We start from the raw sequence: 24243 nt of genomic DNA on the forward strand, positions 1-24243 counted from the left end.
CTTTACCAGCCCGGCGTCACTGCCAGACCCAAATAATTCTTTACTGCTGTTATGCTTCGCTATACTGCATCGTGGCATCACTATGTTGCACGATGTCACAAGCCTGCATGGCCAACGCGGTATCTAACATACGGTTGGCAAATCCCCATTCGTTATCACACCACACCAGCAACTTTATTAAGTGCTTATTACTAACTCGCGTTTGGGTGCCGTCGACTATCGCGCTATGGGGATCGTGATTAAAGTCGATGGAAACCAGCGGTGCTTCGGTGTAATCCATAATACCATCTAATGTACAACGAGACGCCTCAGACAGTGATTGATTTACGTCATTAACTTTCACATTTGTTTTAACTGTGACACTTAAATCCATTGCTGTGACGTTAATTGTAGGTACGCGCACAGAAATCGCTTCAAATTTGTCAGAAAGTTTCGGGAATACACGGCCAATTCCAAGATGCAGTTTAGTATCAACAGGAATGATTGACTGGCTGGCTGCCCGGGTACGACGTAAATCAGAATGGTAAGCGTCGATAACCTGTTGGTCATTCATCGCTGAGTGGATGGTGGTGATTGTGCCTGATTCGATACCGAAGGTTTCATCAAGCACTTTAATTACCGGGACAATACAGTTGGTGGTACAGGAACCATTAGAAACAATGCGGTGCTCAGGCTTGAGCGTCTCATGGTTCACACCATAGATAATCGTATTGTCGATATCAGTGGCAGCAGGATGAGAAAATAATACTTTCTTCGCCCCCGCCTTAATATGGGCAAGGCCATCGTCACGAGAGCCATACACACCGGTACAGTCGAGAACGATATCGACATCTAAATCATGCCAGGGCAAAAGGGTTATATCACTTTGATGCAAGATGCGAATGCGGTCTTGCTCGCCATTATCATGAGCAATAAAGAGATGCTCCTGATCGTGGGAAACAGGCTTAAAGAATCGGCCATGGCTGGTGTCATACTGCAACAAGTGAGCCATAGCTTCAGGCTCAGCCAGTTCATTGACTGCCACGACTTTAATTTTTTGATATTTGTCGCTCTCGTACAGCGCGCGAAGCACACTGCGACCAATGCGACCGAATCCATTAATTGCGACTTTCAGTGTCATATCCATGCTACCAAAATACTAAGCGGCGATAGTGTATACCAAGCTCAGCCCAGAATCACCCTAATTGTGACAGCTATCACGACTCGACATTTAAAACCAATAAACCCAAGTAATTAAAGATAAATATACCCAAACCACCTCAAGATGCGAGATTCAGAGCTTCCTCTGGGAACTCAATTCGAACGAAATATGTGTAGGAATGGCGATCCCTTTCAAACACATTTTGTGAAGAAGTGATTTTCCAGAGGAGCTCCCAAAGGGCGAGTTTCATCGACATTTATTCTGTGTTAGCCATTTTCTAAATAAAATCACTATTCAATCAAATGGCTGCCTTGACTAAAAGCCAATGAATTCTCGCTGAACTCTGCATCTTGAGGTGGTTTGGGTATACACCATAAAAAAACGATAAAAACAGACGGAACAATTATTTTCATCCGACTGAAAGTAACAAAAAAGGCTTCCAGAGGAAGCCTTTTTTCAATCATCGAAATAAATTGCTTACGCGAGCAACTCTTTCGCTATGTCGACGACGTTTTCAACCGTGAAGCCAAACATCTTAAACAGCTCGCCAGCAGGCGCTGACTCACCAAATGTTGTCATACCGATGATACGGCCATCGAAACCAACGTACTTGTACCAGAAGTCGGCAATACCGGCTTCAACAGCAATACGTGCAGTCACATCAGAAGGCAGTACCGATTCACGGTAAGCTGCATCTTGCTTGTCGAATGCGTCTGTTGCCGGCATAGAAACAACGCGAACCTTTCGGCCTTCAGCTGTTAGCTGTGCGTATGCCTCTGTTACAAGCTCAACCTCAGAACCGGTCGCAATCAGAATAAGCTCTGGCTTGCCTTCGCAATCTTTCAGGATGTAACCACCCTTCGCGATGTCAGCAACCTGTGCTTCAGTTCGCTCTTGCTGTGCCAGGTTCTGGCGCGAGAAGATCAGCGCTGTCGGGCCATCTTTACGCTCGATTGCCAGTTTCCAAGCAACGGCAGATTCAACCTGATCACATGGACGCCATGTGCTCATGTTTGGTGTCAGGCGCAGTGAAGCAATTTGCTCTACCGGCTGGTGGGTAGGACCATCTTCACCCAGACCGATTGAGTCGTGAGTATAAACCTGGATGTTCTGCACTTTCATCAGAGCAGCCATGCGCATTGCGTTACGTGCGTATTCCATGAACATCAGGAATGTCGCGCCGTAAGGAACGAAACCGCCGTGAAGGGCAAGACCGTTCATGATTGCCGTCATACCGAATTCACGAACACCGTAGTGGATATAGTTACCCGAGAAGTCTTCAGCCGTTAGCGACTTAGAGCCAGACCACATGGTCAGGTTAGACGGAGCAAGGTCAGCAGAGCCGCCCATGAACTCAGGTAGCATTGCGCCAAACGCTTCTAGCGCATTTTGAGACGCTTTACGTGATGCGATGTTCGCCGGGTTAGCTTGAAGATCAGCAATGATTGCATTGGCTTTTTCTTCCCACTGTGCAGGCAGATCACCGTTTACGCGGCGCTTGTATTCAGCAGCAAGCTCAGGGTAAGCAGCGGCGTATGCGGCAAACTTCTCGTCCCATGCTGATTCCTTCGCGGCACCCGCCTCTTTCGCATCCCACTGGGCTGCGATATCTGCAGGGATTTCGAAAGGACCGTGGTTCCAGCCCAGGAATTCACGTGCTGCTGCAATTTCTTCAGCACCTAGTGGTGCACCGTGGCAGTCGTGAGAACCCGCTTTGTTAGGCGAACCAAAACCGATGATGGTCTTAGTACAAATCAGCGTTGGTTTGCCTGTTTCTGCCTTCGCTGCTTCAATTGCAGCATTGATTGCGTCAGCATCGTGGCCATCAACAGCAGGAATAACATGCCAGCCATAAGCTTCGAAACGCTTCGGCGTATCGTCAGAGAACCAGCCTTCGACTTCACCGTCGATAGAAATACCGTTGTCATCCCAGAAAGCAACTAGCTTGCCCAGACCTAAAGTACCAGCCAGTGAACAGGCTTCGTGAGAGATACCTTCCATCAGACAGCCATCGCCCATGAACACGTAAGTGTTGTGGTCAACGATGTCATGGCCGTCACGGTTGAACTGTGCAGCAAGGGCTTTTTCCGCCATCGCCATACCTACACCGTTGGTAATACCCTGTCCGAGTGGACCTGTTGTCGTTTCGATACCTGGCGCGTAACCGTATTCAGGGTGACCCGGTGTTTTAGAGTGCAGCTGACGGAAGTTCTTCAGATCATCGATAGACAGGTCATAACCTGTAAGGTGAAGCAGAGAATAAATAAGCATTGAACCGTGACCGTTTGACAAAATAAAACGGTCGCGATCAGCCCACTGCGTGTTTTGTGGGTTGTGGTTCATGTGGCTGCGCCACAGTACTTCAGCGATATCTGCCATACCCATAGGTGCACCAGGGTGGCCAGAGTTAGCTTTTTGAACACCGTCCATGCTCAGGGCACGGATTGCATTTGCCAGCTCTTTACGAGAATTAGCGTTACGTGAAGACATGTCTGCTCCAGAAATTTGTAGACTGTATATGGTGGCTATCTGCTCGCATCGGCGTAACAAATTAACCATGATTCGGCGGGCGGGTATTGTCGCAAAGTCTACCCCCCGACTGCAAACGATTTCCTGAAGAAAATAAGACCAATTTCAATAAGCTGGCAGAACGGCAGGCTTAACTAACTGTAATCAAAGCAACCACAAGTAAACGATTGCTTTATGATTCGGTCATTTCCCTACAATTCACAATGTTGATTTTATTCCCGTTGTGGGTATTATAGACGTCTAGACGGAGGTAGCTCTATACATTCAAACGTATATCCGTATGCATCAAGGTTATGTATTCCCTTGATTCAGGGCTCCCCATTATCAACCCATAATCATATAAAGCGAGAGTACGCATGTCGAAGCACCTGTTTACTTCTGAGTCTGTATCAGAAGGCCATCCAGATAAAATTGCCGATCAAATTTCTGATGCAGTCCTGGATGCGATCCTGGAACAAGACCCAAAAGCACGTGTTGCGTGTGAAACTTACGTAAAGACCGGCATGGTTATGGTAGGTGGTGAAATCACTACCTCTGCTTGGGTTGATATTGAAGAAATTACCCGTGAGACTGTACGTGAAATCGGTTATGTTCATTCCGATATGGGCTTTGATGCCAACTCTTGTGCGGTACTAAGCGCAATTGGTAAGCAGTCTCCAGACATCAACCAAGGTGTTGACCGTGAAGACCCGCGCGAACTAGGCGCCGGTGATCAGGGCATCATGTTCGGTTATGCAACCAATGAAACCGAAATCCTAATGCCGGCACCGATCACTTATGCTCACCGTCTGGTTGAACGTCAGGCAAAAATTCGTAAAAACGGCACCCTGCCTTGGCTGCGCCCTGATGCAAAAAGCCAGGTAACGTTCGCTTACGATCAAGGCAAAATCGTCGGTATTGATGCCGTCGTTCTTTCAACTCAGCACTGTGACAGCATCGAGCTACCAGTACTGCAGGAAGCGGTGATGGAAGAAATCATCAAGCCGGTACTTCCTGCTGAGTGGCTGAACAAAGACACCAAATACTTCATCAACCCAACCGGCCGTTTCGTAATCGGTGGCCCAATGGGTGACTGTGGCCTGACTGGCCGTAAGATCATCGTTGATACCTACGGCGGTGCAGCTCGTCACGGTGGCGGTGCATTCTCAGGTAAAGATCCATCAAAAGTTGACCGCTCTGCTGCTTACGCTGCACGTTATGTTGCGAAAAACATCGTAGCCGCGGGTCTGGCTGGCCGTTGTGAAATCCAGCTTTCATACGCTATCGGCGTCGCGGATCCAACGTCTATCATGGTAGAAACGTTCGGTACCGAGAATGTACCTCATGACGTTATCGTTGAAGCAATTCGTCAAAATTTCGACCTGCGCCCATACGGCCTGATCGAAATGCTTGATCTGCTTCAGCCTATCTACCAGAAGACTGCTGCTTACGGCCACTTCGGTCGYGAAGAATTCCCTTGGGAAGCAACTGACAAAGCAGAAATGCTACGCGACTTCGCTAACATCAAGTAAGCGACAACGCACTGATTATAAAAAAGGAAGCTTCGGCTTCCTTTTTTGTTTTCTAAGAAACTAGAAACTAGAAACTAGAAACTAGAAACTAGAAACTAGAAACTAGAGTATGATGTCAGACTTCGTTACAGCATCAAGCATATTCCGATGGATCCACTTCACACCCAAGTCATTGAAAAAACCCAAAACTGCATCGCACTAGCCGAAGTAAAACTGGGAAAGAGCTTCCCGTTACCCACAATCAAGTTCAACCAACGTGGTAAAATTGCCGGCAGTGCACGATTACAAGGGTGGGAAGTACGCTTCAATCCGGTACTGCTCGCAGAAAATACAGAGGCCTTTCTCACCGAAGTGGTCCCCCATGAAGTCGCACATCTGCTGGCTTTCAAGTTATTTGGCCGGGTCCGCCCTCATGGCGCTGAATGGCAGACCATGATGACGCAAGTTTTTGGCATTCCAGCCCGCACAACACATAGTTTCGATATTCAATCTGTCCGGGGGCAGACTTTCCCTTACTCCTGTGCCTGTTGTGAGCATCAGCTTACCGTCCGTCGCCATAATAAAGTGCTTCGCCAGCAAGCCGTCTATCACTGCACACAATGCCGCCAGCCACTCACGCCACAACAATAAAGACTGAACCTTTATTGAATACCTCTCTCTGCTGCGCACGAAATGTAATTGATAACAATATAAGTGTGAAGTGCTTCTAAATTAGAGAAATATTGATAAGCTTGCCAAACTGATCTTCAGCGCAGGATAATCAATGAAAACCTCGTTTAAAAAGTGGCTGGCACTAATATTAGTGCTTGCCGCTACTGCTATATCCACAAGTTCGATAGCAGCACCGCCAACTTCATTCTCTAAAGCAAAAAAAATCGCAGTGAAGATCTATCAGGATCACCCCACCAGCTTTTACTGTGGTTGCGATATAAAATGGCAGGGGAAAAAAGGCGTGCCAGATTTGGCCAGCTGTGGTTACCAAGTACGTAAACAGAAAAAACGTGCCAGCCGTATCGAGTGGGAGCATGTTGTCCCGGCCTGGCAATTTGGCCACCAGCTCCAGTGCTGGCAAGACGGAGGCCGTAAGAATTGTAAAAAAAATAAGCAGTTCAAACGTATGGAAGCAGATCTTCATAACCTGAGACCTGCGATTGGAGAGGTCAACGGCGATCGCTCTAATTATAAGTTTCTGCCGTGGAATGGTAATAGCGGCGCTTTCTACGGCCAGTGCGAGATGAAAATCGACTTCAAAAATCGTCGTGCAGATCCACCGGCCAAAGCACGTGGCGCGATAGCCCGAACCTATCTGTACATGAACCAGGAATACAAATTTTCGCTCTCCAGACAGCAACGTCAATTAATGGAGGCCTGGAACCGTCAATATCCTGTAAGTAGCTGGGAATGCGAGCGTGATCGCCGCATTGCGAAAGTTCAGGACAGCCATAACCCGTTTGTCTACCAAGACTGCCAGAAAAACGGTTTGTAATCATAACAACCAACCCTACCCCACATTATCAAGAGAGCCCTCTTCGGGGCTCAGTTCACTATAAAGAAAGCACACGCTAATTTTCAATTCACCTTGTAATTTGCCTCCGCTGTATCCATGTTAAGATGCAATAAGCGAATTATTTAGACAGTAGACAGGTTATCGATCTCACCATGAGAATCCCACGTATTTACCATCCTGAGTCGCTACCGGCTCAGGGCAAAGTTATGCTTAGTGATGATGCTGCCAACCATGTTGGCCGTGTTATGCGTATGCAAGCCGGTCAGGAAATCGAAATGTTTGACGGCAGTGATGCTGAGTTTCCGGCAGTTATCACCAATACCAGCAAGAAAAGCGTTGAAGTTGAGATCCAGTGCCGACGCGAAAACAGTGTGGAATCTCCACTGGATATTCACCTCGGTCAAGTGATCTCTCGTGGTGAAAAAATGGAATTTACCATCCAGAAATCGGTTGAACTGGGTGTAAACACCATTACACCGCTTATTTCTGAACGCTGTGGCGTCAAACTGAATACTGAACGTTTTGAGAAGAAACTGGCGCAGTGGCAAAGAATTGCAATCAGTGCCTGTGAGCAGTGCGGCCGTAATACCGTGCCGGTGATCCGTCCGGTTATGAAGCTGGAAGAGTGGTGTGCCGAAGATTACGACGGTCTGAAACTGAACCTGCACCCTCGGGCCAACTACTCTATCAATACCTTACCTGCTCCGGTCACTAAGGTTCGCCTGCTGATTGGCCCTGAAGGCGGCCTGTCCGCCGAAGAAATCGGTATGACAGAGCAATATAAATTTGATGAAATCCTGCTTGGTCCACGCGTATTGCGTACCGAAACCACAGCGATGACCGCAATCACAGCCCTGCAAGTCCGCTTTGGCGATTTGGGCTAACGATCTGCCTAATAATACTAGGAGAAAGAAATGATCAAACTGGGTATCGTGATGGACCCAATCGAGTCTATCAATATCAAAAAAGATTCCAGCTTTGCCATGATGATGGAAGCTCAGCGTCGCGGTTGGGAAATCCACTACATGGAAATGAACGACCTGTCTTTAGAGCAAGGTAAAGCTGTCGCTCGTACCCGTGTCGTTAGCCTGAAAGAAGATCCTAACGGCTGGTTTGAATTCACCAGCGAGCAGGAAATCGACCTGTCTGATCTCGATGTAGTACTGATGCGTAAAGATCCGCCGTTTGATACTGAATATATTTACGCAACCTACATCCTTGAGCGTGCTGAAAACGAAGGGGCACTGATCGTCAATGAACCTCGCAGCCTGCGTGACTGCAACGAAAAACTGTTTACGGCCTGGTTCCCGGATCTCACCCCAACCACTCTCGTGACCCGTCGTACTGACAAAATTAAAGCCTTCCATCAAGAGCATGGCGATATCATTTTAAAACCACTCGACGGCATGGGCGGTGCGTCAATTTTCCGTGTAATGCATGGCGATCCCAATGTATCGGTGATCATTGAAACGCTGACCAAGCATGGTCAAAACTATTGCATGGCACAAACCTTTGTGCCGGATATCAGCAATGGTGATAAGCGTATTCTGGTTGTTGACGGCGAGCCGATGCCATATTGCCTGGCACGTATTCCGGCAAAAGGTGAAACCCGAGGAAACCTGGCTGCCGGTGGCCGCGGTGAAGCGCGTCCGATCAGCGAAACCGACCGTAAGATCGCAGAAACTGTTGCCCCTGTTCTGAAAGAAAAAGGACTGATTTTTGTCGGTCTGGATGTGATTGGCGATAAGCTGACTGAAATCAACGTCACCAGCCCAACCTGTATTCGTGAAATCGAGGCGGCTTTCGATATCTCAATTACCGGTAAGCTAATGGATGCCATTGAGCGTCGTGTTGCTGCGCGAGCTTAATCACTCGCGAGTAAGCTAACGCAACGCGATAGTGAATCACTATCAGAAAGCGCTGACTTCACCAGAAGGCGGCGCTTTTTTAAGCCTAGTCTAATCAGCAATGTGGCTACGTTGTACCAATTCCCCCAAATACTCTGCATACTGTAGTTATGAGAACATGTTGTCGGTGTTAGCTATGAATTTAACCAATCATTTTCTGGTCGCCATGCCAGGCATGCAAGACCCTCACTTCAAACGTGGTGTGATATATGTTTGCGAGCATAATGAAGAAGGCGCTATGGGCCTTGTCATCAACCTGCCTATCGAAATTTCTGTCGGCAGCATGCTTGATCAAATTGAAGTAGAGCGCCTGCTTCCCGTCAATAATCCCGATAGCTTAGAGCAGCAGGTACTTAACGGTGGTCCGGTCGCGGAAGATCGTGGATTTGTGCTGCATAAGGGTAAAGGCAACTTCGATTCCAGTATCAATATCAACGAAGAGTTATCCGTAACGACTTCACAAGATATTCTGCCACTGCTGGGAACCAGTGAAGCACCTGAAAAATTTCTGGTCGCTCTCGGTTATGCCGGATGGTCAGCCGGTCAGCTTGAGCAAGAACTCGTTGATAATAGCTGGCTAACCATGGAAGCTGACAGTGACATTATTTTTGAAACCCCAATCAATAAGCGCTGGGATAAAGCCGTCGCCAAATTAGGGATTAATTCAGCCAACCTTTCGATAGAAAAAGGACACGCATGAGCACCACACGCAGTGTATTAGCATTTGATTACGGCACCAAAAGTATTGGTGTTGCCATTGGCCAGGAATTAACTGGCACAGCAAGCCCTTTAGCCGCCTTAAAAGCCAAAGATGGTATTCCCAGCTGGGAAGCGATAGAAAAACTGCTTAAAGAGTGGCAACCGGATTTAGTGGTCGTCGGCCTGCCACTGGATTTAAGAGGGGGAGAGATGGAAACCATTACCCCGCGCGCAAAGAAATTTGCCAACCGGCTGCACGGTCGCTTTGGTTGTGTGGTTGAACTGCATGACGAACGCCTGAGCACCGTTGAAGCTAAAGCTGATCTGTTTGATCGTGGCGGTTACCGTTCGTTGAGCAAAGGGAATATCGATTCACAATCCGCTGTCGTGATCCTGGAAAGCTGGTTCGAGCGCCAGTACGGTTAATCGAGTATTGAGTACGTACAGCTTTTTATCTAACATCCAGCTCCAAGCTGCCCTCTCGAAACACACCTTAAGATCTTAACTCAAGGATCCCCTGTTCATCGGGTCTGATCAGCTTGTACAGCTTTTGGACTACTATAACTCAAAAGCTGTATTTGCTGTACAGTACGATCTTACGATCCTTTATTGTTCTGTAATATCAAGGCCTCAACGATCATGTGCAGCACTTAAAGCTTTGGGATCACAGGAAGTCTAAAGCTGATCATCCCAGCTCAACCGTCACCCCGTCTAAGGTGCTGCCACTCATCTGTTCCGGGTTACCGACCTTGATCATCAACCGCAGATCATTGGCCGAATCCGCATGGTGCAATGCTTCCTGCTCGCTGATCTTGCCATCATTGAACAACTCATACAGAGATTGATCAAACGTCATCATGCCGGACTCGCCCGACTTGGTCATAACACCTTTAATCTCATGTAACTCACCACGGCGGATCAAATCGGCTACCCGCGGGGTATTGATCAACAGCTCAAAGGCCGCGTGTCGCCCTGCTCCTTGTGCATCCGGGATCAACTGCTGAGCCAGAATACATTTCAGGTTCAATGACAGATCAAACAAGAATTGCTCACGTCGCTCTTTCGCGACCAAGTGCAAAATTCGTTCAAGCGCCTGGTTCGCATTATTCGCGTGCAGGGTTGCCATACAAAGGTGACCGGTTTCGGCGAAATTCATCGCGTACTCCATGGTTTCCGGGGTACGGACCTCACCAATCAGGATCATATCCGGCGCCTGACGTAGCGAGTTTTTCAGCGCCACTTCATAGCTTTCGGTATCCAGCCCCACTTCACGCTGGGTCACAATACAGCGATCATGTTGATGAACAAATTCAATCGGATCTTCAACGGTCAGGATATGGCCGCTGGAGTTGTGATTACGAAACCCCGTCATCGCTGCCATTGAGGTTGATTTACCCGATCCGGTCGCCCCGACCACCAGCACCAGGCCACGCTTAGCCAACGCCATATTCTTCATATCGACCGGCAGGTTTAGCTCAGTCAGATCCGGGATCTCGGTCTCGATCCGGCGGACAACCATTCCCGGTAACTCTCGCTGCCAGAAAGCACTGACGCGAAAACGCAAATCCCCCCTGACTAACGCAAAGTTTGCTTCTCGGCTGGCAACAAACTCTTGGTATAATTCGCTATCCATCGCTTCATCAAATAACGCATCGACCCTGCTCCGTGTCAGTACCTCACCCAGCGCATGCAAGTTGCCATCAATACGCAACAGGCAGGGTGAATCTACCGTAATATACAGATCCGACGCTTTACGGCTCACGACTTCGTTGAGGATCTCTTGCAGCTTCATTCTCGTTCCTTCGTCACTTATTTCGTTTTCAGGCTAAATCGCGGTTGGTATTACATAATGGAAGTTGAGCCATCGACAATCCTGCGGCCTTCTTCAGATTCTACCATCCCCTGTGCCACCAGCATCTTAATGCTCTGCTCCATGGTTTGCATCCCCATCGCTGAGCCGGTCTGGATCATCGAATACATCTGCGCCACTTTATCCTCGCGGATCAGGTTTCGGATCGCCGGTGTCGCCATCATAACTTCATGGGCCGCTACCCGACCGCCACTGACACACTTAAGCAGGTTTTGTGACACCACGGTACGTAACGATTCTGACAGCATTGAGCGCACCATGGCTTTATCATTGCCCGGGAACACATCAATGATCCGGTCTACGGTTTTCGCCGCCGAGCTGGTGTGCAATGTGCCTAACACTAAGTGGCCGGTTTCCGCTGCCGTCAGAGCCAGGCTGATCGTTTCTTGATCCCGTAATTCCCCGACGACGATAACATCCGGATCTTCACGCAGTGATGAACGCAGCGCATTTTGGAAACTATGGGTATCACGGTGTACTTCACGCTGGTTGATCAAACTGCGTTTGCTGGCATGAATAAATTCCACCGGATCTTCAATCGTCAGAATATGACGGTTATAGTTTTCATTGATATAGTCTACCAATGCCGCAATGGTGGTCGATTTACCCGAGCCGGTCGCCCCGGTTACCAGTACTAAACCACGCTGACACTGGGCAACTTTATAGAACACCTCAGGGACATTGAGAGACTCTAAGGTTGGAATATTGACAGGGATGGTACGGAACACCGCGGCACTGCCGCGGGATTGATGGAAGGCGTTGACACGGAAGCGGCCAACATTCGGTAATTCAAACGAAAAATCAACTTCCAGCTTTTCTTCGTATTCACGGCGCTGTGCATCGTTCATAATGTCAAACACTAAACGATGTACATCAGAATGCTCTAAAGATGGCAAACTGAGTTTTCTTACATCACCGTCCACTCTGATCATTGGCGGAACACCTGCAGAAAGGTGCAGATCAGAGGCATTATGTTTTACACTAAAGTCCAGCAGTTCGGTGATATCCATAAATTTTCCCCACAGAATCAATTATGAGTAGTATCAAGCAAAATATTGAACAGGTCATCACTCAGATAACCACAGCGGCCGAAAAATGCGGTCGAGCGACAGATTCCGTGCAATTATTGGCGGTAAGTAAAACCAAACCGATAGCAGCAATCGACGAAGCGATCGCTGCCGGCCACCGCGCATTTGGTGAAAACTACGTGCAGGAAGGGGTCGAAAAGGTGCAGCATTTTGCCAAGAGCCCCCACGCAGGCCAGCTCGTCTGGCACTTTATTGGTCCTATTCAGTCCAATAAAACCCGTTTAATCGCCGAGCATTTTGACTGGGTACACTCTATTGATCGCGCTAAAATAGCCCGTCGCCTGAGTGAACAACGCCCAACCGAGCTACCGCCGTTGAATGTACTGTTGCAGGTCAATACCAGCGATGAGAAAAGTAAATCAGGGGTTAGCTTTAGCGAATTACCGGCATTGGCTGACGAAATTTCCAGTATGCCAAATCTGGTTCTGCGCGGCCTGATGTCAATTCCACAGCAAGCCGATAGCTATGACAGCCAATATGCCGCCTTTAAGTTACTGGCTGATGCTCAGCAGCAACTGCAAGCCGAACATCCGCAACTCGATACCCTGTCGATGGGGATGAGTGGCGACATGGAAGCCGCTATTGCCGCTGGCAGCACGATTGTCCGTATTGGTACGGCAATTTTTGGCGCCCGGGATTACACGTAGAAGGAACGAGTAACTAGAAACTAGGAACTCGAAACTAGAGGCTAGAAACTCGCCCCTCTCTACTTACTAATAAGGATTTTACATGGAACAACGTTCTATCACTTTCATTGGTGCGGGCAACATGGCGCGATCCATCATCGCCGGTTTAGTCGCCAGCGGTTATGCCGCCGACAAAATCACCGCCACTGCGCCCAGTGCTGCGCGCCGGGAACCTCTGGCTCGTGATTACGGCATTCATACCGACTCCGATAACCTCCGCGCTGCCGGGCAAGCCGATGTCATTGTACTTGCCGTTAAGCCGCAGTTAATGGAAAACGTATGTAATGAACTGCAGGGCATTAACTTTGCTGGCAAGCTGGTGATTTCAATTGCCGCCGGGATCTCAGTTACCCGTCTCAATGAGATGCTGAATACCGAGCTGAACCTGGTCCGGGTAATGCCCAACACGCCATCATTAATTGGTAAAGGTATGAGTGGCCTGTTTGCCCCACCGGCAGTGCAGGCTGAAGATAAAACCTTCGCCGAAAATCTGATGAAAGCCGTTGGTAAAGTATGCTGGGTTGAGCAGGAATCTGGGATTAACGGTATCATTGCCGCGGCAGGTAGTGCGCCGGCGTACTTCTTCTTATTCATGGAAGCCATGCAGGCAGAAGCGATTAAGCAAGGTTTTTCTCCTGATACCGCCCGTCAGTTGGTACAACAGTCGGCATTGGGTGCCGCTGAACTGGTGGTAGCGAACCCGGATACCGAGCTGGCAGCCCTGCGTGAGCAGGTAACATCAAAAGGCGGAACCACCGCTGAAGCACTACGCACATTTAACGAACATCAACTTAGTGATATCGTAGCAAAAGCAATGCGTGCTGCTGTATCTCGCGCTGAAGAAATGGAAAATTTGTTTTAAGGTTAATATATGAATTCTATTGGTTTTTTAGTAAGTACTGCATTCGATCTCTACATCATGATCGTATTGCTAAGAATTTGGCTCCAGTGGGCCCGTGCTGATTTCTACAATCCGTTTTCTCAATTTGTAGTAAAAGCCACCCAACCTATTGTTGGACCACTACGCCGTATGATCCCACCGATTGGCGGCTTAGATTTAGCGACGTTAATTTTCGCTTATCTGTTAAGCATGGGTAAGTTCTTAATACTGCAGTTAGTCATAAATGGTACGATCTCATTTAGCCCAGAATTCCTCTGGATTGGTGGTCTATCACTGCTGAAAGCCGCTGGCGGCCTACTGTTCTGGGTACTGTTGATCCGCGCCATTCTGAGCTGGGTAAGCCAGGGCCGCAGCCCTGTCGAATTCGTGATGCACCAGTTAACGGAACCAATGACAGCACCTATTCGTCGTATTATCCCTGCCATGGGTGGTCTTGATCTGAGTGTCTTAGTTCTGTTCATTGGCCTGCAATTCGCCAATTTCTTAATGGGTGATCTTATCGGTCCAATCTGGTTCCAGCTGTGAGCCAAACTGCCGCAGTAAGCCAGGCAGGCGATGATCTGGTGATCCGCCTGTACATTCAACCGAAAGCCAGCCGCGATCAGATCGTAGGCCTGCATGGTGATGAGCTGAAAGTTGCCATCACCGCTCCCCCGGTTGATGGCAAGGCGAATGCGCATTTAGTAAAATACCTAGCAAAACAGTTTCGGGTTGCCAAAGGGCAAGTCGTAATGGAAAAAGGCGAGCTGGGCCGTCACAAACAGGTTCGTATCGAAGCGCCACGAGAAATCCCGGCGGAGATCGCTGAGCTGCTCTAGCAACCTGCTTTAACGAACCACTGAACAGCGGAAATTAAGGGGCGAATTCATAACGATGGATTCGCCTCTATACTAATAGGAGCCGCTGTAATACCTACCGGGACAGAGTTATCTCATGATCTGGTAAGTATAAATAAGGAAAAAATCATGATTCGGATTCTATGTTTATTATCGGCAATGCTCTTTACGGCATTGCCAGCCCAGGCAGAACAATTAATAAATGTCGGTGATCTGGAAATCCATTACTCCAGCTTTCCTTCCACCTTCCTGACGCCTGACGTTGCCAATACCTATCGCATTAAGCGCAGCCGCTATTCCGCGGTTGTGAATGTTGCCGTACTGGACAAATCTCAGGAAGGTAAGCCAGCGGTTCAAGCTTTACTTTCAGGAAAAGCCCGCAACCTTCTCGGTACCGAGAAGAAACTTTCTTTTCGTGAGATCCGTGAAGGCAATGCCATTTACTATATTGCAGAGTTAAGCCACACCAACGAAGAACGCTTCAAGTTCATCATTGATGTAACCCAGAATGGGACTAACGGCCAAATCAATTTCGAGCAGACCTTCTTTGTCGACTAAATCATCTTTGTTACCAAGATAAGATCACCATTCCCAAAATAAGAACAGCTGCCAGAGGAGCCTCCGCTCCTCTTTCTTTTCCTGCTTTTACTTTTACTAGATAGCGCCTGCCGTTATCATATCGCCCCAGCTGAATATTCAGCCAGATTTCATTTTCCGAGGAACAGTAATGAGTAAACTAGTGCTAGCAACGGGTAACCAGGGCAAAGTAAAAGAAATGGCCAGCCTGCTTGCTGACTTTGGTTTTGATGTTGTCGCGCAAAGTGATTACCAGGTTTCTTCCGTCGCTGAAACCGGCACAACGTTTATTGAAAACGCCATCATCAAAGCACGCCATGCCGCCAAAGAAACAGGCTTACCTGCCATTGCTGACGATTCCGGCCTGGAAGTGGACTTCTTAAAAGGTGCACCGGGGATCTACTCTGCTCGCTACGCGGGCGAAAATGCGACTGATCAGCAGAACCTGGAAAAGCTACTGGCTGATATGGAAGGTGTACCGGCCGAGCAACGTACGGCGCGCTTTCACTGCGTGCTGGTCATGATGCGCCACGAGAACGATCCGACCCCACTGGTTTGCCACGGTAGCTGGGAAGGTAGCATTCTGACTGAGGCTCACGGTGAAAATGGCTTTGGTTATGATCCGGTATTCTGGGTCCCGGAAGATCAGTGCGCTTCTGCAGAGCTGGAATCGGTACGCAAGAAACAACTGTCACACCGCGGCAAAGCGCTGCAAAAGCTCTTTGCAGCCCTGAAGGACGCCTAATGTTAGTTCCACCACCGCTAAGCCTGTATGTTCACATCCCATGGTGTGTGCAGAAATGCCCGTATTGCGACTTTAACTCACATGCACTTAAAGCTGATATCCCGGAGCTCGACTATATCGATGCCCTGATCGACGATCTGGAGACAGATCTGGCGAAATATCAGCTGGAAAGTGGCAGTCGCCCGCTGCACTCAATCTTTATTGGTGGTGGTACGCCAAGCCTGATCTCCCCTGCCGAAATCGGACGCTTGCTAAAAGAAATTGAAGCGAGGATCCCGTTTAGCGGTGACATTGAAATCACCATGGAAGCAAACCCGGGCACGGTTGAAGCCGGCCGTTTCCAGGCTTATCAACAAGTCGGGGTTAATCGTATTTCGATCGGCGTGCAAAGCTTTCAGGATGAGAAACTGACTCGCCTTGGCCGTATTCATGGCAGCGATGAAGCGCGTAAAGCCGCACAACTGGCAACGGAAGCTGGCTTAAACAGTTTTAATATCGATCTGATGCACGGCTTACCGGATCAATCGATTGACGATGCCCTGTATGATCTTAAGCAGGCTATTGCACTCAACCCACCGCATTTATCCTGGTACCAGCTGACGATAGAGCCCAACACGTTATTCTATTCCAAGCCGCCGACATTGCCAGATGACGACAACTTATGGGATATCTTTGAGCAGGGCCATCAGATCCTGACTGAAGCCGGATATGTCCAATATGAAATTTCCGGCTACAGCAAACCCGGCTTACAGTGCCGCCACAACCTCAACTACTGGCGCTTTGGTGATTACCTCGGTATCGGCTGCGGTGCTCACGGTAAGATCAGCTTTACTGACGGCAACATCACCCGCACAGTGAAAGTGAAGCATCCGCGTGGCTACCTCAATCGGGATAAGCCTTATCTGGACAAAGAAGTTCAGGTCGAGACCCAAGAGCGGCCATTTGAGTTCTTCATGAACCGTTTCCGTCTATTAGAAGCTTGTCCCAAGCAGGATTATGTCGAGCGAACGGGCTTACCATTAGGATCTATTGAAACCGAGATTCAATGGGCTTTAGATAAGAACTATCTGACCGATAACGGCGAAGAGTGGCAGATCACCGAGCACGGTAAGCTGTTTCTCAATGATCTGTTAGCGATTTTTGTCGAGGAAGAGTAGACAAGTCAAGAGATTCGAGTGTCGAGTGTCGAGTGTCGAGTAGCATCCTCTCGAAACTCGTATCTCGAAACTTTATTCTCTATTTAATTTTTTCACGCGCATCCCCCAAGGCTAGCCGGGGCATACGCGAAAGACGATACCCCTAAAAGATCGAGCGTCCAATCCGCTCGGCAAGCAACTCTAATGCTGCCGTTCCTGCCAGTGAATTTCCGGAAGGATCCAGCTCCGGAGACCATACCGTAATGGTCATTTCTCCCGGCACGATCGCAACAATGCCACCACCCACACCAGATTTGCCTGGCATACCCACCCGGTAAGCAAACTCACCCGCTCCATCGTACAGACCGCAAGTTGCGAGCAATGCATTCATTTGCTTACTCTGAGTTTGGCTGATAATTGTTTTTTTTGCGTCTAAAGGAAGCCCTTTATTCGCTAAATAACTAAATGTACGCGCCAAATCGACACAACTCATTCTGAGTGCGCAATAACTGAAGTAATTGGTCAGCACCGGCATCACTTCATTGTCGAAGTTACCGAATGAACGCATCAAATAAGCAATCGAGGCATTGCGATCACTGTGCTGCATCTCCGATGCGGCAACCGCTTTGTCATAGACGATATGCGGATTACAGGCCAGTTCACGGACCAATTCCAGCATCCGGTATTGCGGCGCTGATAAACGGCTATGCAGCAAATCCGACACCACTAAAGCACCGGCGTTAATGAATGGATTACGCGGAATACCATTTTCCAGTTCGAGTTGGATCATCGAGTTAAACGCATGGCCTGACGGCTCTTTGCCCACACGACGCCAAATTTCATCCGGCTCATACAAGGTCAGCGCCAGCGTCAGCGCCATTACCTTAGAGATAGACTGAATAGAGAAACCTTCCTGACTGTCACCCGCCTGAATAACTTCCCCGTCGTTATAACAAACCGCAATACCCAGCTTGTGCGCTGGCACATCGTTCAGTGCGGGAATGTAATCAGCGACTTTACCCTGACCAATTAACGGTCTGACTTCATCTAGAATGTCAGCGAGCAGCTGTTCAGTAGGCTTCATTCTTCTTCTCCAGGGGGCAAAAAAGCCAACACAACGGTTGGCTTTAGAGGCATGATCCAATCATCACTATTCGGCGATCATTCTCACCATTTAGTTACTTATGCTTATTATCTCAAAGCGAATAACAAAGCGATGAAAACTATTCAGTTCGGGCGTATTTCATGTCCCATACACCATGACCTAAACGGTGGCCACGCGCTTCAAATTTAGTTAACGGGCGATCTTCCGGACGTGCAATGTAGTCACCGTCAGTCGCCGTATTCTGGTAACCTGGTGCGGCATTCATCACTTCAACCATGTGCTCTGCGTAGTTTTCCCAATCAGTAGCCATGTGGAAGATACCACCGATTTTCAGTTTTTTACGTAACATTTCAGCAAATGCAGGCTGTACGATACGACGTTTGTGGTGACGAGCTTTATGCCATGGGTCAGGGAAAAATAACTGTACCGTATCCAGGCTGCCATCCGGGATCATATAATCGAAAACTTCTACGGCATCGTGGCACATTACGCGTAAGTTTGTCAGCTCAGCGTCCCCGGCAGCCATCAGACATGCACCCACACCCGGGCTATGTACTTCGATGCCGATAAAGTCCTTCTCCGGGGCATTTTTTGCCATTTCGACAAACGATGCGCCCATGCCAAAACCGATTTCCAGCACCACAGGTGCCTCACGGTGATAGACTTCTTTCCAGTCCAGCATTTGCTGAGCGAAATCGATACCCATTGTCGGCCAATTGTTTTCCATGGCCGTCTCCTGGCCCTTGGTTAAACGACCTTCACGACGTACAAAGCTGCGGATCTTACGTACCAGTTTGCCGTCTTCGGTAAATTCAGACACTGTTACGTCGCCTGAGGTCTTTGAAACTTCGCTCATGATTAATACCTAAAACTGAAAATGAATAAAAACTAAGCGCTGGCATTATCCAAAGTTATGGCTTAAGTGCAAGCATATATAACCAAACCACTTCAAAATGCCGAGGTCAGCGAGAGTTGCAGAGGTTTGGGTATAGATTGCGACAAGGGGCCGTTTATGATGCAATCACGCCAAATAATTATAATCGTGCGGTCCCACCGCCACTAAAATCAGCCGAGTGAGTTAATTCTGTGAGTACTACTTTTTCTGATGCCATTTTAGCGTGGTATGACAAATTTGGTCGTAAGACCCTGCCCTGGCAACAAAATAAAACACCCTATAAAGTATGGCTATCCGAAATCATGCTGCAACAGACCCAAGTGGCCACGGTTATTCCCTATTTTGAACGTTTTATCGCGCGCTTCCCCACCGTTGAAGCATTAGCGGCAGCTGAGCAGGACGAGGTGCTTCACCTCTGGACCGGGCTGGGTTATTACGCCCGTGCGCGTAATTTACATAAAGCCGCTCAATTGATTGTATCTGAACATCACGGTGAATTTCCTGCCGACATCGTTGAGGTTCAGGCCTTACCCGGTATTGGCCGCTCAACAGCAGGCGCCGTATTATCACTGTCTCTCAAACAGCATCATGCGATTTTAGATGGTAACGTGAAACGGACACTGGCCCGTTGCTATGCCGTAGAAGGCTGGCCGGGCAAGAAACCGGTTGAAAATACCTTGTGGGAGATTGCCGAAGCGAACACACCTGCAACCGGTGTCGAACGCTACAACCAAGCCATGATGGATATGGGGGCAATGATCTGCACCCGCAGTAAACCGAAATGCGAGCTGTGCCCGGTAGCCAAACAATGTGAAGCGAAAGCACAAGATCGCCAGAGCGACTTCCCGGGTAAGAAACCAAAGAAAACCATGCCCGAGAAACAAGCCTGGTTCGCGATTTTACAACATGGTGAAGAAGTCTGGCTTGAGCAACGTCCGCCGGCAGGGATCTGGGGAGGATTGTGGTGTTTCCCGCAAAACGACACCGATGATCTGGCCCCGCTACTGGAACAGCGCTTCGGCTCTGCCCCTGTTAATATCACCGAAACCGAGCAGTTACATGCCTTCCGCCATACATTCAGCCACTATCATCTCGATATCGTCCCGATCAGGATGCAGCTGGCAGCCCCCGTTAATGTTGTTCAGGAAGGGGGAAACGGACAATGGTACAACTTAAATGAGCCGCCTAAAGTCGGTTTAGCTGCACCGGTACAACAGATCTTAGAAAGTCTGCGTTATGAGCTGAACGCAGCCTTGTCCTAGAATGCCATATATCTAGAAGCAACGGCAACACTCTGGTATAACTAGCAGCATACTCATTAAGGTCATGATTAAGGAGCCACTCAATGAGCCGTACTGTTTTTTGTACCCGTCTGAAAAAAGATGCGGAAGGTTTAGATTTCCAACTTTACCCCGGCGATCTGGGAAAGCGCATTTTTGACAATATTTCGAAAGAGGCCTGGGCTGAGTGGCAAAGCAAGCAAACCATGCTGATCAATGAGAAAAAGCTGAATATGATGAACACAGAACATCGCCAGCTACTTGAAACTGAAATGGTTAACTACCTGTTTGAAGGCCAGGACGTGGTGATCGACGGTTATACCCCGCCAAGCGAATAACCCCTCACTTAACATTCCTAACATTCCAATCGGTATAGCATCACGGTTTGTCGATATTTAGCGGTTAAAAAGCTTACCGGGAGTGACAGAAAATGACATCATTGATGACCAATCAATGATGTCTTTTTTTTACCTGTCAAATTTATGAAAAAACGCTTTTTTATCTTATTTTCTTTAATTCTGCTAAACGGATGCAGCCGTGAATTAGTCGAAAAAATGTATGACGTCGACTACGGAACAACCAACCGTTTTGCCAAAAACCTTGCACCGCTGCCGGGGCAATTTACCAAAGATGCCGCTGCGCTTAACCGTTTGCTCAGCTCCTTTAACGGTAAAGTCAAAAGGTATTGGGGTGACGATGATGCCCTAATGGCCAGCAAGCGCCAGTATGTAAAATACACCGATGGTTATCAAAGCCGTACCCATGTCGACTTTGAACGCGGGGTGGTTATCGTCGAAACTGTTGCCAAAACCGAGCCGGAGAAACATTTAAGAGAAGCGATCACTACCACGTTACTCACCCCCGACAACCCCGCCGGCGTCGATCTCTACTCAGATTTAGCCATTGAACTGAGGGGGAAACCTTTCCTCTATGGCCAGGTTTTAGATCAGGAAGGCAAACCGATTGAGTGGTCGTGGCGGGCGAATCAATTTGCCGAGTACCTGGTCGACAGCCAACTGAAAAAGAAGAAGATCCGTTACCAGCAGGCTTATTATGTTGAGATCCCGATGGTGGCCGATCACGTCAATAAACGACGCTATAAATATGCCAGCATTGTACGAGATGCTTCGCGTCGTTATGGCATTAAAGAAGATCTCATCTACGCCATCATTAAAACAGAAAGCAGTTTTAACCCCTATGCCGTCAGCCGGGCCAATGCGTACGGCCTGATGCAGGTGGTTCCGAAAACTGCCGGCGCCGATGTATTCAAATTAGTCAAAAAGAAATCAGGCACGCCATCTCCTGAGTATCTATTTGATCCGGCGAGTAATATTGATACTGGCACAGCCTATTTTTACATATTGCGCAACCGCTACCTGAAGGATGTACAAAATCCGTTATCACTGCACTACAGTATGATCTCGGCCTACAACGGAGGCACCGGAGGGGTCTTGAATACTTTCGATCGTGATAGAAAGCGGGCAATGCGTGACTTAAACAACTTACAGCCAAACCAAGTTTACTGGGCATTAACCAATAAACACCCAAAAGCAGAAGCGAGGCGCTACCTGCAAAAAGTCACCAACTATCAAAAAGAATTTAATCAGGGAAATATCTAGCCTGAAGCTGCCGTTGAGTGGTGATTTCATCACCGCTCAACCATCAAATAACCAAAGCTCTCGCTACGAGTGAACAAAAAGCGAGCAAGCGAACTATTTCCGCACTTTTTCTCGAAAAATAAGTTGACGAAGCGACTGAAAACCCGTTTAATAGCGCTCCGTTGCCTCGATAGCTCAGTCGGTAGAGCAGAGGATTGAAAATCCTCGTGTCGGTGGTTCGATTCCGCCTCGAGGCACCATTACTTCTTTTAGCCTGTTCGTAAGAACACTTTTAGAAGACGGTGCAAGCAACGAAAAAACAATTCCCTTTTAGTTCAGTTGGTAGAACGCCGGACTGTTAATCCGTATGTCGCTGGTTCAAGTCCAGCAAAGGGAGCCAATTCGTCTTTAAGCGTAAGCTTGAAGACAAAAAAAATTAGTGTGCCGACTTAGCTCAGTAGGTAGAGCAACTGACTTGTAATCAGTAGGTCACCAGTTCGACTCCGGTAGTCGGCACCATTTTTTAGCRATTGTTGYSAAYAGCARCATTGCAAGAGTAGAAAGCCTTAACACCTTTTTACTTTTGCCTCGATAGCTCAGTCGGTAGAGCAGAGGATTGAAAATCCTCGTGTCGGTGGTTCGATTCCGCCTCGAGGCACCAYATTAAAAGAGYCGAGATTAAAGGTTCGAGAATCGAGTTCTAGAAACTCTCTACTCGTCTCTTAGGAATAATTCCCTTTTAGTTCAGTTGGTAGAACGCCGGACTGTTAATCCGTATGTCGCTGGTTCAAGTCCAGCAAAGGGAGCCAAACACTGAAAGCCTCATCTTCGGATGAGGCTTTTTTTGTATCTGATGATTTCTTCACTTATGCCCTTCGCTGTAATACCAATCATTCCACTCTCGGATTTTGTTCTTTTTTACGTTTTTTCGACTAAATTTAGAGAGTACCTGTCATTAGGAAGATCAGACTCAAGGAAGAATAGATGATCACGTTGTTTGGTTACCCTCGCTCCCGTTCATTGCGTGTCTCCTGGCTGTTAGAAGAATTAGGGCTGGAATGGCACTACCACTTAGTTGACCTGGCCAAAGGTGAACATAAATCATCAAGCTACCTCACCTTATGCCCGCAAGGCAAAGTACCGACATTAAAAGATGGCGAAATCATCATCTGTGAGTCTTCCGCCATTTGCCTCTATCTTGCCGAAAGATATAACCGTCACTGGTTGCCGGAACCCGGCGGTGCCGAAGCCGCCCTGCACCATCAATGGGTGAGTTTTATTACCACCGAATTGGAACAACCTTTGTGGAGTATGGGAAAACATAAATTTGCCCTGCCTGAACAAATCCGTCTGCCGGAAATGCTCGCCGTCGCAAACTGGGAATTTAAAAAAGCCGCTCAAACCGCAGAGCGTTGGCTGCCGGTTTCTGACTATCTGTTAGGAAAATCACCATCTGTCGCTGATATTCTCTTGGCCCACACCTTAAACTGGGCCGTCAAATTTGAACAAAAACTCCCGCCCGGATTAGAAAAATATCGCCAGAACCTCAGTAAACGCCCCGCTTTAATGCGCGCTTTAAATCAGGAGCTATTTGCTTTAGCCGAGAATTGAGAAACGTTACCGTGCCTTAATTAGTGCGGAAAGGTTCAAAATACAACCAATCCGCACAAAAAATCAAAGGTCGCGCCTCATTTCACAAAAAACCGTTGACGAAACAGCTGAAAACCTTTTAAATGCGCCCCGTTGCCTCGATAGCTCAGTCGGTAGAGCAGAGGATTGAAAATCCTCGTGTCGGTGGTTCGATTCCGCCTCGAGGCACCATGATTTTAAAGTGATTGATTTTATTACTGCTTGTCAGTTATTCATCAGTCACTAGCTGGGCAGGGTTAGTCCCCCCGGGCAACAAATTAAAGTGTGCCGACTTAGCTCAGTAGGTAGAGCAACTGACTTGTAATCAGTAGGTCACCAGTTCGACTCCGGTAGTCGGCACCATTTTTTAGCRATTGTTGYSAAYAGCARCATTGCAAGAGTAGAAAGCCTTAACACCTTTTTACTTTTGCCTCGATAGCTCAGTCGGTAGAGCAGAGGATTGAAAATCCTCGTGTCGGTGGTTCGATTCCGCCTCGAGGCACCATATTAAAAGAGCCGAGATTAAAGGTTCGAGAATCGAGTTCTAGAAACTCGAAACTCTCTACTCGTCTCTTAGGAATAATTCCCTTTTAGTTCAGTTGGT

The 24243-nt window shown here is 48.2% G+C and carries 24 protein-coding genes and 8 tRNA genes; 26 read left to right on the forward strand and 6 right to left on the reverse strand.

The window, feature by feature from the left end; translation table 11 throughout:
• Positions 1 to 49: 49 nt before the first annotated feature.
• Both epd and tkt read right to left on the reverse strand, forming a co-directional pair.
• Positions 50 to 1120 carry an erythrose-4-phosphate dehydrogenase gene (gene epd / locus L4D76_RS20070; RefSeq protein WP_428442659.1) on the reverse strand — a complete coding sequence of 357 codons (1071 nt, stop codon included), beginning with the start codon at positions 1118 to 1120 and terminating at the stop codon, positions 50 to 52.
• A gap of 498 nt (positions 1121 to 1618) precedes the next feature.
• Entirely contained in the window at positions 1619 to 3631 is a 2013-nt protein-coding gene (tkt, locus tag L4D76_RS20075; protein WP_428442660.1) for a transketolase, read from the reverse strand.
• A 395-nt stretch (positions 3632 to 4026) separates the two neighbouring features.
• Between tkt and metK the strand changes: the two genes are divergently transcribed.
• The 7 genes from metK (at position 4027) to ruvX (ending at position 9720) form a co-directional block, all read left to right on the forward strand.
• On the forward strand, positions 4027 to 5181 hold the full coding sequence (gene metK, locus L4D76_RS20080; protein ID WP_428442661.1) for a methionine adenosyltransferase: 1155 nt from the start codon (positions 4027 to 4029) through the stop codon (positions 5179 to 5181).
• 147 nt (positions 5182 to 5328) lie between these two features.
• On the forward strand, positions 5329 to 5811 hold the full coding sequence (locus L4D76_RS20085; protein ID WP_428442662.1) for a SprT family zinc-dependent metalloprotease: 483 nt from the start codon (positions 5329 to 5331) through the stop codon (positions 5809 to 5811).
• A 133-nt stretch (positions 5812 to 5944) separates the two neighbouring features.
• A complete protein-coding gene (gene endA / locus L4D76_RS20090) occupies positions 5945 to 6667 on the forward strand; it encodes a deoxyribonuclease I (RefSeq protein WP_428442663.1) in 723 nt (240 codons plus the stop codon).
• Positions 6668 to 6840: 173 nt separating this feature from the next.
• Complete coding sequence (gene rsmE, locus L4D76_RS20095) at positions 6841 to 7572, forward strand: 16S rRNA (uracil(1498)-N(3))-methyltransferase (protein ID WP_428442664.1); 732 nt, start codon at positions 6841 to 6843, stop codon at positions 7570 to 7572.
• Between the two features lie 30 nt (positions 7573 to 7602).
• The gene (gshB, locus tag L4D76_RS20100; protein WP_428442665.1) at positions 7603 to 8556 is read left to right on the forward strand and encodes a glutathione synthase; all 954 of its coding nucleotides are present in this window, start codon (positions 7603 to 7605) and stop codon (positions 8554 to 8556) included.
• A 175-nt stretch (positions 8557 to 8731) separates the two neighbouring features.
• Positions 8732 to 9295: a YqgE/AlgH family protein gene (locus L4D76_RS20105; RefSeq protein ID WP_428442666.1), complete on the forward strand. Its 564-nt coding sequence runs from the start codon at positions 8732 to 8734 to the stop codon at positions 9293 to 9295.
• Positions 9292 to 9720, forward strand: coding sequence for a Holliday junction resolvase RuvX (ruvX, locus tag L4D76_RS20110; RefSeq protein WP_428442667.1), 429 nt, complete (start codon positions 9292 to 9294; stop codon positions 9718 to 9720). The genes L4D76_RS20105 and ruvX overlap by 4 nt, the downstream gene beginning before the upstream one ends.
• 259 nt (positions 9721 to 9979) lie before the next feature.
• Here the strand turns inward: ruvX and L4D76_RS20115 are convergent, their stop codons facing one another.
• Together L4D76_RS20115 and L4D76_RS20120 are read right to left on the reverse strand one after the other, a co-directional pair.
• Positions 9980 to 11086 carry a PilT/PilU family type 4a pilus ATPase gene (locus L4D76_RS20115; protein WP_428442668.1) on the reverse strand — a complete coding sequence of 369 codons (1107 nt, stop codon included), beginning with the start codon at positions 11084 to 11086 and terminating at the stop codon, positions 9980 to 9982.
• A gap of 50 nt (positions 11087 to 11136) precedes the next feature.
• Positions 11137 to 12174 carry a type IV pilus twitching motility protein PilT gene (locus L4D76_RS20120; protein WP_428442669.1) on the reverse strand — a complete coding sequence of 346 codons (1038 nt, stop codon included), beginning with the start codon at positions 12172 to 12174 and terminating at the stop codon, positions 11137 to 11139.
• A gap of 23 nt (positions 12175 to 12197) precedes the next feature.
• Here L4D76_RS20120 and L4D76_RS20125 point away from each other — a divergent pair, with 23 nt between their 5' ends.
• From L4D76_RS20125 to hemW, 7 genes are all read left to right on the forward strand, one after another.
• Complete coding sequence (locus L4D76_RS20125; RefSeq protein WP_428442670.1) at positions 12198 to 12899, forward strand: YggS family pyridoxal phosphate-dependent enzyme; 702 nt, start codon at positions 12198 to 12200, stop codon at positions 12897 to 12899.
• Between the two features lie 82 nt (positions 12900 to 12981).
• Complete coding sequence (gene proC, locus L4D76_RS20130; protein ID WP_428442671.1) at positions 12982 to 13800, forward strand: pyrroline-5-carboxylate reductase; 819 nt, start codon at positions 12982 to 12984, stop codon at positions 13798 to 13800.
• Positions 13801 to 13809: 9 nt separating this feature from the next.
• Complete coding sequence (locus L4D76_RS20135) at positions 13810 to 14364, forward strand: YggT family protein (protein WP_428442672.1); 555 nt, start codon at positions 13810 to 13812, stop codon at positions 14362 to 14364.
• Positions 14361 to 14657 (forward strand): DUF167 family protein YggU, encoded by a 297-nt coding sequence (gene yggU, locus L4D76_RS20140; RefSeq protein ID WP_428442673.1) that lies wholly within the window; start codon positions 14361 to 14363, stop codon positions 14655 to 14657. The genes L4D76_RS20135 and yggU overlap by 4 nt, the downstream gene beginning before the upstream one ends.
• A gap of 147 nt (positions 14658 to 14804) precedes the next feature.
• Positions 14805 to 15233: a DUF4426 domain-containing protein gene (locus L4D76_RS20145; protein ID WP_428442674.1), complete on the forward strand. Its 429-nt coding sequence runs from the start codon at positions 14805 to 14807 to the stop codon at positions 15231 to 15233.
• 169 nt (positions 15234 to 15402) lie between these two features.
• Positions 15403 to 15996 carry an XTP/dITP diphosphatase gene (locus L4D76_RS20150; RefSeq protein ID WP_428442675.1) on the forward strand — a complete coding sequence of 198 codons (594 nt, stop codon included), beginning with the start codon at positions 15403 to 15405 and terminating at the stop codon, positions 15994 to 15996.
• Positions 15996 to 17153, forward strand: a complete 1158-nt coding sequence (gene hemW, locus L4D76_RS20155) for a radical SAM family heme chaperone HemW (protein ID WP_428442676.1) — start codon at positions 15996 to 15998, stop codon at positions 17151 to 17153. Before L4D76_RS20150 ends, hemW begins: the two co-directional genes overlap by 1 nt.
• A 142-nt stretch (positions 17154 to 17295) precedes the next feature.
• Here hemW and glsB read toward each other — a convergent pair whose 3' ends face one another.
• On the reverse strand, positions 17296 to 18216 hold the full coding sequence (glsB, locus tag L4D76_RS20160) for a glutaminase B (protein ID WP_428442677.1): 921 nt from the start codon (positions 18214 to 18216) through the stop codon (positions 17296 to 17298).
• Positions 18217 to 18355: 139 nt separating this feature from the next.
• Positions 18356 to 19093 (reverse strand): tRNA (guanosine(46)-N7)-methyltransferase TrmB, encoded by a 738-nt coding sequence (gene trmB, locus L4D76_RS20165; RefSeq protein WP_428442678.1) that lies wholly within the window; start codon positions 19091 to 19093, stop codon positions 18356 to 18358.
• Positions 19094 to 19323: 230 nt separating this feature from the next.
• Between trmB and mutY the strand changes: the two genes are divergently transcribed.
• From mutY to L4D76_RS20225, 12 genes are all read left to right on the forward strand, one after another.
• Positions 19324 to 20394 carry an A/G-specific adenine glycosylase gene (gene mutY, locus L4D76_RS20170; protein ID WP_428442679.1) on the forward strand — a complete coding sequence of 357 codons (1071 nt, stop codon included), beginning with the start codon at positions 19324 to 19326 and terminating at the stop codon, positions 20392 to 20394.
• Between the two features lie 83 nt (positions 20395 to 20477).
• Positions 20478 to 20750: an oxidative damage protection protein gene (locus L4D76_RS20175; RefSeq protein ID WP_428442680.1), complete on the forward strand. Its 273-nt coding sequence runs from the start codon at positions 20478 to 20480 to the stop codon at positions 20748 to 20750.
• A 144-nt stretch (positions 20751 to 20894) separates the two neighbouring features.
• Positions 20895 to 22031: a membrane-bound lytic murein transglycosylase MltC gene (mltC, locus tag L4D76_RS20180; protein ID WP_428442681.1), complete on the forward strand. Its 1137-nt coding sequence runs from the start codon at positions 20895 to 20897 to the stop codon at positions 22029 to 22031.
• A 163-nt stretch (positions 22032 to 22194) separates the two neighbouring features.
• A tRNA-Phe gene (locus tag L4D76_RS20185) sits at positions 22195 to 22270 on the forward strand.
• Between the two features lie 64 nt (positions 22271 to 22334).
• Positions 22335 to 22410: transfer RNA gene (locus tag L4D76_RS20190), tRNA-Asn, on the forward strand.
• A gap of 43 nt (positions 22411 to 22453) precedes the next feature.
• Positions 22454 to 22529: transfer RNA gene (locus L4D76_RS20195), tRNA-Thr, on the forward strand.
• A gap of 66 nt (positions 22530 to 22595) precedes the next feature.
• A tRNA-Phe gene (locus tag L4D76_RS20200) sits at positions 22596 to 22671 on the forward strand.
• 72 nt (positions 22672 to 22743) lie between these two features.
• A tRNA-Asn gene (locus L4D76_RS20205) sits at positions 22744 to 22819 on the forward strand.
• A 175-nt stretch (positions 22820 to 22994) separates the two neighbouring features.
• On the forward strand, positions 22995 to 23621 hold the full coding sequence (locus L4D76_RS20210; RefSeq protein WP_428442682.1) for a glutathione S-transferase family protein: 627 nt from the start codon (positions 22995 to 22997) through the stop codon (positions 23619 to 23621).
• A 134-nt stretch (positions 23622 to 23755) separates the two neighbouring features.
• A tRNA-Phe gene (locus L4D76_RS20215) sits at positions 23756 to 23831 on the forward strand.
• Positions 23832 to 23926: 95 nt separating this feature from the next.
• Positions 23927 to 24002, forward strand: a tRNA-Thr gene (locus L4D76_RS20220).
• 66 nt (positions 24003 to 24068) lie between these two features.
• Positions 24069 to 24144 (forward strand) — tRNA-Phe (locus L4D76_RS20225).
• The last annotated feature ends 99 nt before the right edge of the window (positions 24145 to 24243 follow it).

This window comes from Photobacterium sagamiensis (assembly GCF_050337085.1).
Taxonomy (GTDB): Bacteria; Pseudomonadota; Gammaproteobacteria; order Enterobacterales; family Vibrionaceae; genus Photobacterium; species Photobacterium sagamiensis.